Consider the following 18,180-nt stretch of genomic DNA (forward strand, 5'->3'; position numbering starts at 1 on the left):
GGCGTAATGGCTGCAGGAGTAAGTGGTTGGTAGCAGGGAGTTGTCTGGCAGAATAGCCCGCCATTTAACCATTGAACAATTCAACCATTCAATCCCTATGCTACCCAAGCGCTACGTCCTCGACTCCCGGATTTCCACCGGCTCCACTGCCCATTTCGTGGACGCTATCCTGCAGCTGGGAGCGGCCCGGTGCTCGGCCTACGTGTGTTTTGCAAACGTGCACATGGTGGTGGAGTCGCAGCGCGACCCGGAGTTTCGGCAGGTGCTCAACCAGGCCACCATTGCCGCGCCCGATGGCAGCCCGGTAGCCGCCGCAGTAGGTTGGTTCAACACCGGCCAGCGGCAGGCCCGCATTGCCGGTATGGATTTGCTGCCGGCTTTGCTCACCGAAGCCGCCCGGCGGCAGCAGTCGGTGTACTTCTACGGTACTACGCCGCGCGTACTGGAGGCCATGGTGGCCCGCGCCCGGCAGGAACTGCCCAACCTGCAGATTGTAGGAGCCTACGCGCCGCCGTTCCGGCCGCTCACGCCCGAAGAAGACGCAGCCGAAACCGCCGCCATCAACGCCGCCGACCCCGATCTGCTGTTCGTAGCCCTCGGCTGTCCCAAGCAGGAAAACTGGATGGCGGCCCACCGCGGCCGAATCCGGGCCTGCATGCTGGGCGTGGGGCAGGCTTTCCCGGTGTATGCCGGGCTGGAGCGCCGCCTGCCCCAGTGGGCCCGGCGGCTGTGGCTGGAATGGGCTTACCGACTCTGGCTGGAGCCCCGGCGTTTGTGGCGGCGGTATCTGGTCACCAACTCCCGCTTTCTGTATCTGGTAGCCCGCCGCCTGGTAGCGCTGAGCGTGGGCCGGCCTACGCCCGCAATCTATAGCGAGTAACTGCCTGGGGTTCCACTGTCGCCCGCTGCGTCACAGGTTCCTTTTCCACAGGGTTCCTTGCCTTGGAATGCGGATGATTGTGTATTATAATTAATTTTTATTGTTATTTTATTGAAATAATTCATAAAAAATATTGACAATATTATAAATATATATACCTTTCACTACCTGGTATATTCATGAGCGGCTATGCTTGTGTGTATCGGTTGATGGAAGTTCTTTCTGCTCTTTTTCTCTCGGACTATCACCTGTCTCTTAACCTGTTGCAGTCATGAAAGCGGTAATTCTGGCGGGAGGCTACGGCACCCGCATCAGCGAAGAAAGCGGGGTGCGCCCGAAGCCCATGGTGGAAATAGGTGGAAAACCTATTCTGTGGCACATTATGAAGATCTACGCGCATCATGGCATCCGCGACTTCGTGATCTGCTGCGGCTACAAGGGCCACATGATCAAGCAGTACTTCTCCGACTACTTCCTGCACAACGCCGACGTGACGTTTCGGATGGACCGCAACGAAATGCAGGTGCACCGCAACAACACCGAGCCCTGGAACGTGACGTTGGTGGATACCGGCCAGGAAACCATGACCGGCGGCCGCCTGCGCCGGGTGCGCGAGTACCTCGACGACAGCACGTTCTGCCTCACTTACGGCGACGGGGTAGGGGACGTGGACATCAGCGCGGCGGTGCGCTACCACCAGGAGCAGGGCGTGCTGGCCACGCTCACGGCCGTCCGGCAGCCGGGGCGCTTTGGCGTCTTCAACCTGCACGACAGCGCCGACCGAATCGAGAGCTTTACGGAGAAGCCTGAAGGCGGCGAAACGCCGTGGATCAATGGCGGCTTCTTTGTGCTGGAGCCCGGCGTGCTGGACTACATCGACGACGACAGCACGATGTGGGAAAAGGCGCCTATGGAGCGCCTGGCCCGCGAGAACCGGCTGGCCGCCTTCCGCCACACCGGGTTCTGGCAGCCCATGGACACGCTCCGCGACCGGAACATGCTGGAAGAACTCTGGCAGAAAAACGAGGCCAAGTGGAAAGTCTGGGACAATGCCGCGCCACCCGTGCCGGCGCCCGACCCCGTGCTGGCCGAAATAATGGCCGCCCCGGTGCAGGCCCCGCAGGGCCAGCGCGTGGCCGCGGCCACCATAATGCCCGCCAGCTAACCGCTGCCTACCTCCAATTCCCACCGTCTGCCCGCCGTCGGCTCCTACTCTACAGGGGCTGAAAGGGCTGCTCCTGGCCTCTTGAACGCTCTTTTCTGCTCTATTTCTCTTCCTCTGCACCTTCTGCAATGAACCGCATCCTCATCACCGGCAACATGGGCTACGTAGGGCCCGGCGTGGTACAGCACCTGCGCCGCCAGTTTCCCCAGGCGGAGCTGATTGGCTACGACATGGGTTTTTTTGCGCACTGCCTGACCGGCGCCACCCGGCTGCCGGAGTCGCGGCTGGACCGCCAGCTGTTTGGCGACGTGCGCGAGCTGCCTGCGGAGGTGCTGCAGGGCGTGGATGCCATTGTGCACCTGGCCGCCATCAGCAACGACCCCATGGGCCAGACCTACGAGGACGTCACCATGCAGGTAAACCACGAGGCCGGCATCCGGCTGGCGCGGCGGGCCAAAGTGGCCGGCGTGCGCGCCTTTGTGTTTGCCAGCTCCTGCAGCATCTACGGGGCCGGGGGCGAAGGTGCTAAAACCGAAACCTCCGAAGTGAACCCCCTGACGGCCTACGCCCGCTCCAAGGTGCGCAGCGAGCAGGATTTGCGCCCGCTGGCCGACGACGACTTCTGCGTGACCTGCCTGCGGTTTGCCACGGCCTGCGGCTGGAGCGACCGGCTGCGGCTGGATCTGGTAGTCAACGACTTTGTGGCCGGGGCCGTGTCGGCGGGCACCATCAGCATCCTCAGCGACGGCACGCCCTGGCGCCCCCTGATTCATGTGCAGGACATGGCCCGGGCCATTGAGTGGGCCATCGGCCGCGAGGCCAGCCACGGCGGCGCCTTTCTGGCTATCAACACCGGGGCCGACAGCTGGAACTATCAGGTGCGCGACCTGGCCCAGGCCATTGCCGAGAGCATTCCGGGCACCGAAGTGAGCCTGAACGCTGCCGCCCCGCCCGACAAACGCTCTTACCGCGTCGACTTCAGCCTCTACCGCGACATGGCGCCCGCCTACCAGCCCCAGCGGACGCTGCCCGACACCATCGCCGAGCTCCGCGACGGCCTGCTGGCCATGAATTTCCGCGACGCCTCGTTCCGCACGTCCCAGCTGATGCGCCTGCGGGTGCTCACGGCCCTGCGCGACTCCGGCGAGCTAACCGACGACCTCACCTGGGCGCTGCCAGTGGCGGTGCCTGGCCCCGCCATACTGGTCTGACAAGGCTTGGTCTCATCTGTCCGAAACCCCACCGTTTCTCCACACTCCAATGGACTCCCGTATGATTTTCACTGAAACTGAGTTGCCAGGCGCTTTCATCATCGATGTGGAGCGCATGTCCGATGAGCGCGGTTTTTTTGCGCGCTCCTGGTGCGAAGACGAGTTTGCGGCCCACGGCATTCTGATGCCGCCGCTGCAGGCCAACGTCTCCTCCAACCCCCGGCGCGGCACCCTGCGCGGCATGCACTATCAGCTGCCGCCGCACGAGGAAACCAAGCTGGTGCGCTGCACGCGCGGCGCCATCTACGACGTGATAGTGGACCTGCGCGAAGAGTCGCCAACCTATGGCAAGTGGCTGGGCGTGGAGCTGACCGCCGACTCGTTTCGGATGCTGTTCGTGCCGGGGCGCTTCGCCCACGGCTTTATCACGCTCACCGACAACACCGACGTCTGCTACCAGGTGTCGGCCAAGTATGCGCCGGGTGCCGAGCGGGGCCTGCGCTGGAACGACCCGGCCATCGGGATTCAGTGGCCTTTTCAGCCCGCTCTGGTGTCAGAGAAAGACCAGCGGCATCCGGATTTTCAGCTGCGCGTGCAGGAGGAGGTAAACAGTTAGTAATTAAGAATTGGGAATTGGTAATGGCCGTTTTGGCTCGTCAGGGGCATTGGGGCCATCGATAATTCTTAATTTTTAATTCTCAATTTTTAATTGAAACCGCATGCTCATCATTGATAAAGCCCTGGAAAAGCGGCAGCGCGACGGCAACCCGATTCGGGTGGGCATGGTGGGGGCCGGCTTTATGGCGCGGGGCGTGGCCCGGCAGATCTGCCGCTACGTGCCCGGTATGGAGCTCGTGGCCATTGCCAACCGCACGCCCGACCGGGCCCGCGCCATCTATGCCGAAGCCGGCGTGCCGGATGTGCGCGAAGTAGCCTCGGTGGCGCAGCTGGAAGCCTGCATTGCGTTGGGCCAGCCCGCCATCACCGACGATGCGCTGCTGCTGAGCCGCGCGGCCGGCATCAACGCCATTATTGAGGTGACGGGGGCCGTGGAGCATGGCGCGCAGGTGGTGCTGGAGGCCATCCGGCACGGCAAGCACATCATCCTGCTCAATGCCGAGCTCGACGGCACCGTGGGGCCCATTCTGAAGGTGTACGCCGACCGGGCCGGGGTTATCTACTCCGTGTCGGACGGCGACCAGCCGGGCGTGACGCTCAACCTAGCCCGCTTCGTGAAGGGCCTGGGCGTGACGCCGGTGCTGTGCGGCAACATCAAGGGCCTGCACGACCCCTACCGCAACCCCACCACCCAGGAGGGCTTTGCGCGGCAGTGGGGCCAGAATCCTAGTATGGTCACGAGCTTTGCCGACGGCAGCAAAATCAGCTTCGAGCAGGCCGTTATTGCTAACGCGCTGGACATGCGCGTGGCGCGGCGTGGCATGCTGGGCCCCACTGTGGAACCGGGCACACCCATCAGCAAAGCGGCCGAGTGGTACCCGCAGGAGCTGCTGCTTGGTGGCGGCCCCGGCCTCGTCGATTACGTGGTGGGGGCCGAGCCCGGCCCGGGCGTATTCGTGCTGGGCACTATTGATGACGCCGTGCAGCAGCACTACCTCAAACTCTACAAGCTGGGGCCGGGGCCGCTGTACTGCTTCTACACGCCCTACCACCTGTGCCACTTCGAAACGCCTACCACGGTGGCCCGCGCCGTGCTGTTTCAGGATGCCGCCCTGGCCCCCGCCGGCCCCATGCGGGTGGAAGTGGTGACAGCCGCCAAAGTGGATCTGTTTGCGGGGCAGACGCTCGACGGCATCGGGTACTACCACACCTACGGCCTGGCCGAAAACGCCGACGTCACGGAGCGCGACAACCTGCTGCCCATCGGCGTGGCCGAAGGCTGCGTGCTGCGCCACGACGTCCAGCGCGACCAAGTGCTGACCTACGACGATGTGCTGCTGCCGGAAGGCCGCCTTATCGATCAGCTGCGGGCCGAGCAGGTCACCCATTTTTCCGCCCATGTACCCCAGCCGGCCGGGCTGGCCGCGCCCCCGGTGATGCAGTAAGTCGGCGGCCAATTACCAAGTATTCCGTTCACTCCACACTACTGCTATGATGACGAAGCTACCTGCATATCCGACTACCGCAGCGGCTCCGGCCCCGCTTTATTCGGCAGATGCACTTGCACTTGGCGAACCTGTAACGCAAGCCGCCAGCCCGGTAGAGCCACCGGCCAGCCCCTGCCGCTTCTGCGGGGCGCCCCTCGATGTCACCTTCGTGAACTTGGGCACGTCGCCGCTGTGCCAGCACCACGTGCGCCCCCACGATTTCAACCGGGCCGAGGCCTTCTATCCGCTGCATGCCCGGGTGTGCCGCGAGTGTTTTCTGGTGCAGCTGGATGAGTTTGTGACCTCCGAGCAGATTTTTCAGAACGACTACGCTTACTTCTCGTCCTACTCGGCCTCCTGGCTGCGCCATGCCCGCCGCTATACCGACATGGCCTCCGAGCGGTTCAACCTCACCAAAGACAGCTTGGTGGTGGAAGTGGCCTCCAATGATGGCTACCTGCTGCAGTATTTTGTGGAAAAAGGCGTGCCGGTGCTGGGCGTAGAGCCCGCGCACAACGTAGCCGAAGTGGCCCGCGCCAAGGGCATCAACACGCTTGGCAAGTTCTTCGGCCGCGAAACCGCCGCCTACGTGGCGGCCACCGCCGGCCAGGCCGACCTGCTGCTGGGCAACAACGTGCTGGCCCACGTGCCGGATATCAACGACTTTGTGGCCGGTATGCAGCTGCTGCTCAAGCCCGATGGCGTTATTACGATGGAGTTTCCGCACCTGCTGCGGCTGATGGAAGGCAACCAGTTCGACACCATCTACCACGAGCATTTCAGCTACCTGTCGTTTTACACCGTTGAGCGCATCTTCGCGCATCACGGCCTCACGCTGTTCGACGTGGAAGAGCTGCCCACGCACGGCGGCTCGCTGCGCATCTATGCCCGGCACACCACTTCTGCGGCATGGCCTGTGACGGCGCACGTAGCGGAACTGCGGGAGCAGGAGCTGGCGCTGGGCATCACGGAGCTGGCCTACTACGCCGACTTCGAGGAGAAAGCCAAGGAAACCAAGCGCAAGCTGCTCGAATTCCTGATTGACGCCAAGCGGGCCGGCAAAACGGTGGTCGGCTACGGGGCGCCCGGCAAAGGCAACACGCTGCTGAACTACTGCGGCATCCGCACCGATTTTCTCGATTACACCGTCGATGTGAGCCCGCACAAGCAAGGCAACTTCCTGCCCGGCAGCCGCATTCCCATCTGCCACCCCGACCGCATCTTCAGCACCCGGCCCGACTACGTGCTGCTGCTGCCCTGGAACCTGCGCGAGGAAATCATGGAGCAGATGAGCGGTATCCGGGAGTGGGGCGGCCAGTTTGTAGTGCCCATCCCGGAGGTGCAAGTCTATGAATAAGGCCGTGGCTGGCTGGGCAGGTTCATGCCGCTGGGCATTCTGAGCCAGCAGCGAGCCTGAGTAATACCGCCGGCAATTTTTTTCATTCTCTCAACGCCTCACGCTACACGCCGTGTCTGCTCTTGCCGCACCTGCTTCCTGCATGGCCCCCGTTGCGCTGGCTTTGGGCCTGGATATGCATGCGCTGCTGCGCCGCCTGTTCCCGATCTGCCGGAGCATTACGGGCGACGGCGTGCGCGAAACCCTGGCCATTGTGCGCGAGTATCTGCCGGCGCTGCAGGTGCACGAAGTGCCCAGCGGCACGCCGGTGCTCGACTGGACGGTACCGGCCGAGTGGAACATTCGGGAGGCATGGGTGAAAAACGCGGCCGGGGAGCGGGTTATCGACTTCGCGCAGCACAACCTGCACGTGCTGGGCTATAGCACGCCGGTGCGGGGCTGGTTTTCCAGGCAGGAGCTGGAAGCGCATCTGTACTCATTGCCCGATCAGCCCGACCTCATTCCGTACCGCACCAGCTACTACCAACCCGCCTGGGGCTTCTGCCTGCGCCACCACGACCGGCTGCAGCTCCAGGACGACTACTACGAAGTGTGCATCGATAGCACGCTGGACGCCGCCGGCTCGCTCACCTACGCCGAGCTGCTGCTGCCCGCCACCGCGCCCGAACCCGATGCCGGCGAGGCGCTGCTCTCGTGCCACTGCTGCCATCCGTCGTTGGCCAACGACAACCTCTCGGGGCTGGTGGTGGCCGTGGCGCTGGCCCGGCAGCTGGCCGCGCTGCCCGAGCGGCGCTATGCCTACCGGTTTGTGTTCGGGCCGGGCACCATCGGCAGCATCACGTGGCTGGCGCGCAACCCCGAGGCCGTGGCCCGCATCCGGCACGGGCTGGTGCTCACGCTGCTGGGCGGGCCGGGCCACTTCACCTACAAGCAAAGCCGGCAAGGTGCCGCCGCGGTGGATGCCGCCGCCGCGCTAATGCTGGCCCGCCACGCCCCTGGCGCCGAAATCCGGCCCTGGCTGCCCTACGGCTACGACGAGCGGCAGTACTGCTCGCCGGGCTTCAACCTGCCGGTTGGCTGCCTGTCGCGCACGCCCTTCGGCGAGTTTGCTGAATATCACACCTCGGCCGATAACTTGGAGTTTGTGCAGCCTGCCCAACTGCAGGAGTCGCTGGAGCTAGTGCTGCGCCTGTGCCAGACCCTCGACCAGAACCGCTGCTACCGCAATCTGCTGCCTTACGGCGAGCCTCAGCTGGGCCGCCGCGGCCTCTACAAGGGTGTGGGCGGCGGCACCGAAGGCCACGACTGGCAGATGGCTCTGCTGTGGGTGCTGAGTTTGTCTGATGGCCGCACGCCGCTGCTGGACGTGGCGGCCCGGTCGGGGCTGCCTTTTGAGCTGCTGCACCGCGCCGCACAGGCCCTGGCCGCCACCGATTTGCTGGCTGTGGCTTCACCCGAGCCGGCCGCCTAGCACCTTGCCCGTATGGCTTTGCTTTCTCACTCCGTACCGCTGCCCATGGAAACCGACTTTCTTTCTCCGCCACTTCAGGCCCAGGCTAGCCCCGGCTTTGCGGGCTCCCAGGCGCTGCAGGCCCGCTTTCACGCTGCCATTCCAGGGGGCGCGCACACCTACGCCAAAGGTGACGACCAGTTCCCAGAGCACATGGCCCCGTACATCGCGCGGGGGGAGGGCTGCCGGGTCTGGGACGTGGATGGCAACGAGTTCATCGAGTTTGGGGCCGGGCTGCGCTCCGTTACGCTGGGCCACGCCTACGCCCCGGTGGTGGCTGCCGCCCGCCGGCAGCTTGAGCTGGGCGTGAACTTCGGCCGGCCGGCGGTGCTGGAGCTGGAAACCGCCGAAGACTTCCTGGACTTCACCCAGGCCGGCGACATGGTGAAGTTTGCCAAAAACGGCTCCGATGCCACCAGCGCCGCCGTCAAGCTGGCCCGCGCCGCCACCGGCCGCGACCTGGTCGCCATCTGCCAGGACCACCCGTTCTTTTCCTGCGACGACTGGTTTATGGGCACCACGCCGCTGGCCGCCGGCATTCCGCGGGCGGTGCAGGCCCTCACCGTGGGCTTCCGCTACAACGACCTGGCCAGCGCCGAAGCCCTGTTTGCCGCGCACCCCGGCCAGATTGCCTGCCTGCTGCTGGAAGTGGAGAAAGACGTGCCGCCGGCGCCGGGCTTCCTGGCTGGCCTGCGCCGCCTCTGCGACCAGCACGGCGCGGTGCTCGTGTTCGATGAAATCATCACTGGCTTTCGCTGGCACAACCACGGGGCGCAGGGCTACCACGGCGTCCGGCCCGACCTGAGCACCTGGGGCAAGGCCCTAGCTAACGGCTTTAGCTTGGCTGCCCTCACCGGGCGGCGTGAGCTGATGGAGCTGGGCGGGCTGCACCACGCGCAGGAACGGGTGTTTCTGCTTTCCACCACATACGGGGCCGAAACCCACGCCTTGGCTGCTGCCCGCGCCGTGATGCACGAATACCGCACCCAGCCCGTGGTAGACCACCTGTGGCAGGTGGGCCGGCAGTTGGCTGCCGGCCTGCAGCAGGCCGCCCACGAGCAGGGCGTGGCCGCCCAGGTGCAGGCCGTGGGCCAGCCCTGCGGCCTCATCTACACCACCCGCGACGCCCACGGCCAGCACTCGGCCGCCCTGCGGACCCTGTTTCTGCAGGAAACCATGCGCCGGGGCCTGCTCATGCCGTCCCTGATTGTCAATTACTCGCATACGCCGGCCATCATCAACCAGGTGCTGGAGCGGCTGTATGAGGTGCTGGGCGTATACCGCCGGGCGCTGGAGGATGGCGTGGAGCATTATCTGGCAGGCGAGCCGGTGAAATCAGTGTACCGCTCCCGCAACTAACTGTCATGCTCCCGCCGCCTGTTCGTGCTAGTGAGTTTCCTGCTTTCAACCTGCTTTCTACACAATGCTGCGCATTCTGCTCCTGCACAACTACTACCAGCAGCCCGGCGGCGAAGACGCCGTGTTCCGGGCCGAGCGGGATTTGCTGCGGGCGCACGGTCATCCGGTGGAAACCCTGGAATTTCATAACCAGGAGCTGGGAACCGGCATCTGGGCCAAGCTGAAAGCGGGTCTGTTTGGGTTCTACAACCCTGCCAGCGCACGCCGGCTGCGGCAGGCTATCGAGGATTTTCAGCCCGATATCCTCCACATCCATAACCTGTTTCCGGTGGCTTCGCCGGCAGTGCTATGGGCCGCCCGCCAGGCCGGAGTCCCCGTGGTGATGACGCTGCACAATTACCGCCTCATCTGCCCCGGGGCTCTGCTTTACGCCGATGGGCAGGTGTACGAGAAAAGCGTGCACCAGCTGTTTCCGTGGGATGCCGTGCGGCGGGGCCTCTACCGCAACTCGCGGCTGCAAACCGCGGCGGTGGCTGCCCAGACCGGGCTGCACAAGCTGCTGGGCACCTGGCAAACCGGCGTGGCGCGCTACCTGGTGCTCACGGAATTTGCCCGCCGCCGCATCCTCGACTCGTCGCTGAGGCTGCGGGCGGAGCAGGTGGCTTATAAACCCAACTTCATTGCCGATCCGGGCGCGCCACAACCTGACAGCCAGCGTGCCGGGCACCTGCTGTTTGTAGGCCGGCTCTCACCTGAAAAAGGCCTGCAAACCCTGCTGACTGCCGCCGCCACGCACGCGCTGCCGCTGGTGGTGGTCGGGGATGGGCCTTTGCGGGCGGCGGTAGAGGCGTGCGCGTCTACCACGCCCTCGGTGCGCTATCAGGGACCGGCTGATGGGACTGGGGTGGCAGCGGCCATGCGCCATTGCCGCGCCCTGGTGATGCCATCGGAATGCGTGGAAGGCATGCCGATGGTGGTGCTGGAGGCTTTTGCCAGCGGTACGCCGGTGCTGGCCTCGCGGCGCGGTGGCCCGGGCGAAATGGTTAAACCGGGTGTCAACGGGCTGCTGTTTGAGCCCGGCGACCCGGAAGGCCTGGCGCAGGCCGCGCAGGCGTTGCTCGCGGATGAGGCGCTGGCGGCCCGCCTGGGTACCGCCGGCCGGGCCAGCTACGAAACGCTGTATACCCCCGCCGTCAACTACGCGTGGCTGCTTGCCCTCTACCAGGCTGCCGTAGCTGAAGCGCGTGATAAGCTACCGGCCGTTGCCAAACCCATGCAGTACGAGCACGCGTGAGATGCACGCCGCCGAACAATCGTTACTGAAGACTCAGCGTGCCCGGTGCCGGGCGTGAGGCCGCTGGGGCGCTGCCTTTTCGCTTCAATTATATTCAGGATTTAATATTAAAATATATTTATAAAAAATATAATAATAGTTTGTGTATTTGAAGGTGCTTCTGTTAAATTTAAGTCAAGTGCTGTCGAGGCCGGATACGTCCGGCGTGGGCTGTTGCCGAATTTTCACTGCTTTGCTAACCCTGTCCGCATGGAAACCCTGATGTATCCTTCTGCTCCGGTTCTGTCTGAGTCTGAAGTTCTCGTGCCACCTGCCACCGCCCAGCAACAGCCCACGCACCGCCTGCTGCACATTCTGTGGGAACTGCGCTACTCCGGCGCCGAAGTAATGGTGTATGATGCCAAGGAATACTTTGAGTCGCGCGGGCTGCAGGGCGCTATTCTGGCCCGCGGGCCGGAGTTTGGGCCGTACGCCCCTACGCTTGCCCGGGCCGGATACCCCGTAGAGCATCTGCCGGCCCGTCGCAATCTGGGGTCGTTCATTGAGCTGTATCGGTACCTGCGCCAGCATCCGGCCGATGTGGTGCACCTGCATCTGGAGGGGCTGTTTATCTGGCACTGCTTGGCCATTCGGCTGGCTTTCCCGAAGGCGCGCATTGTGCACACGCACCACGACGTATACTTTCAGTACGGCCCGTATTTGCGCCTGAAGCGCACATTTCACCGTTGGCTGGCCACGCACGTGCTCGATGTCCGCCACGTAGCCATTGGCGAGTCGGTGCAGACGGTGGAGAAGGAGCATTTCCGCAACCCAACCACCATTGTCTACAACTGGATTGATGAAAACGAGTTTCGGCCCCCTACGCCCGAGCAGGCTGCGGCCGCCCGCCAGGAAATTGGCATTGCGCCGGACGCCTTCGTGGTGCTTACGGTGGGCACCTGCAACGACAAAAAGTGCCACAACGAAATTTTCGATGCCGTGGCCCGCGTGAAAGACCGGCTGCCCAACCTGGTGTTTCTGCACCGCGGTACCGGCGAAAACCTGCCGCAGGAGCGCGCTTACGTGCAGAAGCTGGGTATCGAGCAGCACGTCATCTTCCTCAACTACATTGACTATCTGCCCAAGGTGTTCTGGGCTTCTGATGGCTTCATTTTCTCTTCGCACTGGGAAGGGCTCGGCAACGTCATCCTGCAGGCCATTGCGTGCAAGGTGCCCGTCATCCTGTATCAGGGCTGGGGCATGAACGACTTCCGGCCGGAAAACCCCGCCGAGAACTATGGCTTCTGGATCAATCCCGACACGGAGCGCTTTGACGAGGCGCTGCTGGAAATGTACGCCATGAAGCAGGACGGACGATTGGAGGACTGGCGGGATAAGGCTTTTGCCTTCTACCGGAAGAAGTTTTCCGCTAAAAAGTCGCTCACCCGCATGGCCGACCAGTATCTGTTGTAGCCAACACAGTTGCCCCGTTGGTGGCAGCACAAAGAAAACGCCCGACCATCCGGCCGGGCGTTTTCTTTGTGCTGCCACCAATGGGGCAGGTACTACGTTGCTTTTACTGGCCTGCGCCGGTCGAAGTAGTGGTCGTGTTGCTGGCCGTGCGGGCAGCGGGGCGGGTGTGCACTTCGATACCCGACAGGTTAGCGTCGCCGCCCGAAGAGGTTACCGCAATGGTGCCGTTGGTGACGCTGGTTACGAACGGGCCAATCTTAGACCAGCTGCCAGCCGCGCCGCTGTTGCGGTTCGAGGCAACCGTCTGCCCGTTGATGGCCATGTTGTAGGTGGTAGCGAAGTTGTCTTCCCACACATACAGGTACACTTCATAAGTGCCGTTCGGGACGGCCGTCATGCGCACGTCCAGGTTGCGGCTCCACACCGAAGAGCGGATTACGCTGGCGCGGGTAGCATCGGTGGCGGGCGTCAGGGTCACGTTGTTGGCCGTGAATGGGTTACCGGACACCACCGAGAAGTTAGCACTGTTGCCAGCTCCCCAGGCTTTGCCATCGAGGGTAGTGGCCGCGCCACCTACGTTTACGGCGCGGTAGAACGTGGCCGCCACAGGAGCCGGAGCCGTTACCGAAAGCGCTACAGCGGCCGAGGTAGTGCTGGCACCCGCGTTGTCGGTAGCCTTAGCCGTGAGCGAATACGCGCCGGCGGCTACGTTGCTCCAGGTGAAGGTGTACGGGGCGGTGAGGTCTTCGCCCAGCTTCGTGGTGCCCCGGAAGAACTCCACTTTGCTTACGGTACCATCCGTGTCCGAGGCCGTAGCCGTCAGCGTTACGCTGCCGCCGGCCGCCAGGGTAGAGGCCGAGGTGGCCAGCTGGGCGCGGGGAGCTACGTTGGCTGCCGGTGCGGTGCTGGTCGTGCGGATTTCCAGACCCGAGAGATTCAGGTCGCCGCCCGACGAGGTCAGTTGCAGCTGGCCATTGGTGCCTACCGTAGCGGCAAACGGACCAACCCGCTGCCAGCTACCAGCCGAGCCCGTGTTGAAGTTGCTGAGGACACGCTGGCCCTGTACGTTCAGGTTCACGACGCCCGCAAAGTTGTCTTCCCAAACGTATGCATACACGGCGTACTGGCCGGCGGGCACGTTGGCTACCGTCAGTTGCAGCGCATTGCTGTAGATCGAAGAGCGGATCATGCTTGTGCGAGCCGCATCGGTGGCAGGGTTCAGGGCAACATTGTTGTTGCTGAAGCGCTGGCCGTTGTGCGTTACGTTAGGGGCGTTGTCACCTTCCCAGTTGTTGCCATCAATGCTGCTGGCGCTACCGTTGAAGTCAATGGCGCGGTAGAGGGCGCCGGTGCCAGCCACCGGGGTTACCGGAGGAGTGGTTGGAGTCGGAGTGGGGGTTGGCGTCGGCGTTGGGGTAGGAGTGGGAGTCGGCGTGCTGCCACCGTTCAGACGGATACCGGCGCCGGCAGGTGCCGGGTAGCTGGCCGTAATCGACTGGTCGCCCCAGCTGTTGTTGTTCTCCACCAAGCCAGGCGTGTTCAGCGTCCAGAAGGGGTTCTGCTGGCCAGCGCTGTTCACCCAGTTTACCTTGTTGCCGGTTACGGTAGAGTTTTCTACCAGACGTGGACCGCCCCACAGGTAGATGCCCACATTGGTGAAGCTCTGCTGACGGCCAAATACTACGTTGTTGAGGATCTTGTTGCCGGTGCCGCCGGTGTTGGCAATGCCATACTGGCCGGGGTTGATAACCACGTTGTTTTCAATCGTGCAGTACGAGCCACCGGTGTCGCCCACCAGAATACCACCGCCCGAAGCGCTGGGGCCACCGCCGTTGATGTAGTTGTTGCGAATGAGCAGCGGGCTGCTGGACGTGCCGCTGGTCATGAACATGTTGATGGCATCTTCCGGGTTGCTTTGGCCTGCAATGTTCAAGCCGTAGTTGTACTCGATGATGTTGCCGGCACCCGTGCAATTGTTGAACTGGATGAACTGCCCGCGGGCATCGGCCATGTTCATGTTCTTGAAATTGTTGTGGCGCACCACAAGCCCACCCGTGCCGTTCTGGGCATAAATACCACCAATCAGGTTCTCGAAGTACGAATCTTCGATGGTGATATTCGAGCAGTTGTAGAGGTCAACGCCCAGCTTCTGGCCATTCCGGAGCGACACCCGACGAATTGTGATGTTGGAGCAGTTTGTGAGCTTGATGGCTGGTGTGGCAGAGAAATTGGTAATCACCAGATTCTCAATGACACGGTTGCTCTGGCCATCCATAGTAACAGGGCCGCTGGCCGTAAGGCCGGTCAGGCCGCCATCTGATTGAGCGTGGGCGCAAAACGTGGTGAAAAAGAGTAACACAACCAACGACACATAGGTCTGCACATAAGCAGACACTCCAAATTTCTTTTTCTTCAGCATTTGCACTTTTTAAGAGGTGAAAGGACGAAAAGGATGTTTTGACTACGGCAAAGTTAGGAAAGAAAACTTATATCGTCTTGTAAGTAATAGCCTGATAAGACGCGTAAATATGTAGTAATAGCATACATATGAATAGTGTATATAAGTTCACATATTAAAAAAATCATGTATAGATTAAGGAATGGTGCTAGTAATTGCTTTTGCCGTAATTGAACTATTGCGCGATGATAGTTGAAGTATTTTTCTGCCAAATAGGAATTTGGAGGATAAGCTTAATCAACGTTGAATTATTGCTGGGAAAGATTGACGCTACCCGTTCGGGGGTTCAACTTTTGTTTCTCGCGCCACATTCTGCGCGGGCAGGCCAAAATCATGTACAAAAACCGGCCGCCTTGCAGTAGTAAATACCTGAAAATGAAAGTAAAACCTTGCTTCTCTACTAGTAAGAAGCTGTATGATACCAGCGACTGGACTGAAAAAAGGCTGGCCTGCCTGCCGCGCATAAGCGGCGAGCAGGCCAGCCAGCCACAGCCAGCAAGAAGCCTATCTTAGGAAGTAGCCCACCAACCGCCGCGAATACCCGGTCAGCAGGCACAGCGGCAGGTCACGCGGGGGACAGTTGCGGCGGGCAAACTGCGTGAAATCCCGCAGATTGGCTCCGCCTCGGATGCTGAACAGGTGCTGGTAATAGTTGCGCAACGTCCGTTGCTGCCGGTTTTTCTGGTCCCCGCTTTCGTCAGGGTAGGTGCCCAGGCGCGCATCGAAGTTCAGATACACCTCAAACCCGGCCAGCCGGGCCTGGTGGGTGAAATCGTAGTCGGCATAGTAGTGAGGGAGAAGCTCGGCCGCAAACAGCCCGATGCGCTCAAACACAACCCGGGGAATAAGCAACCCGCGGCCGGGCAGGTACTCGGTGGGGCGCTGGCCCCGGCGTTGGTCGGCCGGCACTTCGTCGAGCAGGCGCCGGAAGCTGCCGGTGCGCCAGTTCAGCCAGCCACCGGCGTAGATGGGTTCCTGGGTGCGGGCATCCAGCTCAAAAGCCCCGTACAGGGCAGGTGGCCGGCTATTGGCCGCCTGCATCATCTGGGCCACAAAGTCAGGGTAGGGTACCACGTCGTTGTTCATGGTCATCAGCCAGTCGGCGCCCTGGTCGAGGGCGTGCTGCAACCCCAGGTTCACGCCGGCGGTCCAGAACAGGGAGCCGGTGCCCGGCAACACCGTTACCTCGGGATACTCGGCAGCCAGCACGGCGGCGGTGCCGTCGGTAGAGCCGTCGTCTACGATGATGGTGCGGAAGGACTGGTGTGTCTGCTGCCGCAGGGCATCAAGACAGGCCCGGGTGTAAGCCAGGCGGTTGAAAACCGGAATGACGATGTAAAGCATAGGGCATTACATTAAAACAGCAAAGAGAAAAGCAACTGGCCTTGTCAGGCGGGCAGAGCATTCATCAGGCCCCGGTAGAGCTGGCCGCCCAGTTCGGCGGGCAGGGCATTGAGCAGCATGTAGGGCAGGGAGGCCGGGGTGGTGCGGGCCAGTAGCTTGTGGCGCTGCAGCAACGTATCGAGGCGCCGGCTAAGGCTACGGTTTTGCAACAGCTGCCCGGAAATGAAGCGTAGTTTGGGCACTTCCCGGGAAAGGGTCTGGCGGAAAGCCGCGGCTCCTGCGGGGTCGTAGTGCTGCAAAGGGGCCAGGTAGTACAGGGCATGGCAGTAGCTTTCCATATACATGGCCCACCGCGTGGTGCGGGTGGAAATCTGGTTGCCGGGGTGCAGGTGGTAGTTGCCCATCACGGCGTCCACCACCTGAAAATCACCGCGCATCATCATGCGCAGCCACAGGTCGAAGTCGCCGGTGTAGCGCAGCTGCTCCTTGAAGCTGCCGGCGGCCAGCACCGCCTGGCGGCGCATGAGCGAGTGCGAGATAATAAAAGGGCAGCCCAGCTGTAGGGTCTGGGTAAACAGATGACGCCCATTGAGCCGGGCCGGATACGTGAACTGCAACTGCTGCAAGCGCAGGTCGTGCTGCTGCTGCACCTGGGCGGCATTGGTACCCACGAAGATGCTGCGCCCGGTAACTAGCACCAGGTCCGGATCGGTGAGATAGGGCTGCAGGGCATGCAGGTAGTCGGGCGTGATTTCGTCGTCGTCGTGCAGAATCTGCACCCACTCGCCCCGGGCCCGCCGGATGGCCAAGTTGCAGTTGTTGTACTGGCCCAGATTCTGGGCGTTGCGGTGATAGATCATGCCGGCCGGCTGCTCCCGCGCAAACCATTGCTGCGTGTCGTCCTCGGTGGAATTGTCGCTGACCAGAATTTCCAGGCTCAGGCCGGCTGGGCGCGACATGCGCTGTAACTGCCCCAGTACGCGCTGCAGGTCTGGCAGGCGGTTGTAGGTAGGCACGATGATGGAGAGTTGAAGTGCGGCCATCGTTGAGTGGAATAGAAGGTAGGAGATGGGAAACAGGCTTACAGGGTCACAGAAAAGACGGCAGCTAGCTGGCGCACCCGCGCCACGGCCTTGTCGCGCAGGGTGGAGCGCCACTGCCGGTAGTCGGAAAGCGTATCACGCATCATAAAGGCCGGATGCCGCAGCGGCAGCGGCATAGGCTGGGTAGGCAGGTTGGCCCAGGGGTGCCCTACATTGTGGGTGTGGGTAGCCTGGCTGCCAAAACCAATGTTGCAAATCAGATTGACGCTCGGCGTGATACTCAGGCCCGATTGGCTGAGCAGCGTGAAAGCCCACTGATAGTCCCAGGTATCAAGCTGGCCGTTGTGCGTGGCCCAAAGCGGCTGCAAGGCCATGCGCTGCTCCAACTGGTGGAAAAAGCGCCGCCAGAAATAATTTTTGCGCTCAAGCTCAGGTAGTTGTGGTGTAGCTACATTGTAGAGCTGCCAGGCCCGGCGCCAGGTGGCCCACCCCCAGATGCCTACATACTGGGAGAAGAAGTAGGAATAGTCTGGGTCGCGGTGCCAGCCGCGCAGTAGGTTGCTGCCGCTGATGTGCAGCACGCGGGTATCGTGGGCGTAGCGCTGGAGCAGCTCTTCGCAGTAGGGGAAGAAGCTGGCGTGCGGCAGGCAGTCATCTTCCAGAATAATGCCGCATTCTTCGTGCTCGAAAAACCAGCTGATGGCCTCGCTCACGGCGCGGCGACATCCTAGGTTCTCATCCCGAAATAGGGTGGTTACGGTACAGGGCCAGTCGATAGTGGCCAGCACCTGCTGGCGCAGGGTGGCGCAGCTGGCCGCCTCAGTGGGGCGTTGAGGCCGTGGGCCATCGGCGGCTACGTAGAGGCGGGGCGGCTTTGCTGCCCGGATGGCGGCCAGCACCTGCAGCGTCACGTCGGGCCGGTTGAAGACGATAAACAGCACCGCAGCCCGTGGCGGCGCAGCCACGGCAGGGCGAACAGAAGGGGCAGCGGAAGTCAGCATG

Annotated in this window: 14 protein-coding genes; 10 read left to right on the forward strand and 4 right to left on the reverse strand. The window is 62.4% G+C overall.

What is annotated here, in order from left to right; all coding sequences use genetic code 11:
• The first annotated feature begins 97 nt into the window (after positions 1–97).
• The 10 genes from O9Z63_RS03760 (at position 98) to O9Z63_RS03805 (ending at position 12,333) form a co-directional block, all read left to right on the forward strand.
• The gene (locus tag O9Z63_RS03760) at positions 98–880 is read left to right on the forward strand and encodes a WecB/TagA/CpsF family glycosyltransferase (RefSeq protein WP_270127964.1); all 783 of its coding nucleotides are present in this window, start codon (positions 98–100) and stop codon (positions 878–880) included.
• 271 nt (positions 881–1,151) lie between these two features.
• Positions 1,152–2,045 carry a glucose-1-phosphate cytidylyltransferase gene (gene rfbF, locus O9Z63_RS03765; protein ID WP_270127965.1) on the forward strand — a complete coding sequence of 298 codons (894 nt, stop codon included), beginning with the start codon at positions 1,152–1,154 and terminating at the stop codon, positions 2,043–2,045.
• A gap of 128 nt (positions 2,046–2,173) precedes the next feature.
• Positions 2,174–3,256, forward strand: a complete 1,083-nt coding sequence (locus tag O9Z63_RS03770; protein WP_270127966.1) for an NAD-dependent epimerase/dehydratase family protein — start codon at positions 2,174–2,176, stop codon at positions 3,254–3,256.
• 61 nt (positions 3,257–3,317) lie between these two features.
• Positions 3,318–3,872 carry a dTDP-4-dehydrorhamnose 3,5-epimerase gene (gene rfbC, locus O9Z63_RS03775; RefSeq protein WP_270127967.1) on the forward strand — a complete coding sequence of 185 codons (555 nt, stop codon included), beginning with the start codon at positions 3,318–3,320 and terminating at the stop codon, positions 3,870–3,872.
• A 103-nt stretch (positions 3,873–3,975) separates the two neighbouring features.
• Entirely contained in the window at positions 3,976–5,319 is a 1,344-nt protein-coding gene (locus tag O9Z63_RS03780; RefSeq protein ID WP_270127968.1) for an NAD(P)H-dependent oxidoreductase, read from the forward strand.
• A 46-nt stretch (positions 5,320–5,365) separates the two neighbouring features.
• Complete coding sequence (locus O9Z63_RS03785) at positions 5,366–6,718, forward strand: class I SAM-dependent methyltransferase (protein WP_270127969.1); 1,353 nt, start codon at positions 5,366–5,368, stop codon at positions 6,716–6,718.
• A 112-nt stretch (positions 6,719–6,830) separates the two neighbouring features.
• On the forward strand, positions 6,831–8,189 hold the full coding sequence (locus O9Z63_RS03790; RefSeq protein WP_270127970.1) for a DUF4910 domain-containing protein: 1,359 nt from the start codon (positions 6,831–6,833) through the stop codon (positions 8,187–8,189).
• A 12-nt stretch (positions 8,190–8,201) separates the two neighbouring features.
• Positions 8,202–9,587, forward strand: coding sequence for a glutamate-1-semialdehyde 2,1-aminomutase (locus tag O9Z63_RS03795; protein WP_270127971.1), 1,386 nt, complete (start codon positions 8,202–8,204; stop codon positions 9,585–9,587).
• A gap of 64 nt (positions 9,588–9,651) precedes the next feature.
• Positions 9,652–10,881 carry a glycosyltransferase gene (locus tag O9Z63_RS03800; protein ID WP_270127973.1) on the forward strand — a complete coding sequence of 410 codons (1,230 nt, stop codon included), beginning with the start codon at positions 9,652–9,654 and terminating at the stop codon, positions 10,879–10,881.
• 249 nt (positions 10,882–11,130) lie between these two features.
• Entirely contained in the window at positions 11,131–12,333 is a 1,203-nt protein-coding gene (locus tag O9Z63_RS03805; protein ID WP_270127974.1) for a glycosyltransferase family 4 protein, read from the forward strand.
• Positions 12,334–12,436: 103 nt separating this feature from the next.
• Here O9Z63_RS03805 and O9Z63_RS03810 read toward each other — a convergent pair whose 3' ends face one another.
• The 4 genes from O9Z63_RS03810 to O9Z63_RS03825 form a co-directional block, all read right to left on the reverse strand.
• On the reverse strand, positions 12,437–14,692 hold the full coding sequence (locus tag O9Z63_RS03810) for an Ig-like domain-containing protein (RefSeq protein WP_270127976.1): 2,256 nt from the start codon (positions 14,690–14,692) through the stop codon (positions 12,437–12,439).
• Positions 14,693–15,295: 603 nt separating this feature from the next.
• Positions 15,296–16,135, reverse strand: coding sequence for a glycosyltransferase family 2 protein (locus tag O9Z63_RS03815; protein WP_270127977.1), 840 nt, complete (start codon positions 16,133–16,135; stop codon positions 15,296–15,298).
• 44 nt (positions 16,136–16,179) lie between these two features.
• Positions 16,180–17,178 (reverse strand): glycosyltransferase family 2 protein, encoded by a 999-nt coding sequence (locus O9Z63_RS03820; protein WP_270127978.1) that lies wholly within the window; start codon positions 17,176–17,178, stop codon positions 16,180–16,182.
• A gap of 38 nt (positions 17,179–17,216) precedes the next feature.
• Positions 17,217–18,179: a nucleotide-diphospho-sugar transferase gene (locus O9Z63_RS03825; protein ID WP_270127979.1), complete on the reverse strand. Its 963-nt coding sequence runs from the start codon at positions 18,177–18,179 to the stop codon at positions 17,217–17,219.
• Position 18,180: the final 1 nt, after the last annotated feature.

Origin of the sequence: Hymenobacter yonginensis, from assembly GCF_027625995.1 — a bacterium.
Lineage (GTDB): Bacteria > Bacteroidota > Bacteroidia > Cytophagales > Hymenobacteraceae > Hymenobacter > Hymenobacter yonginensis.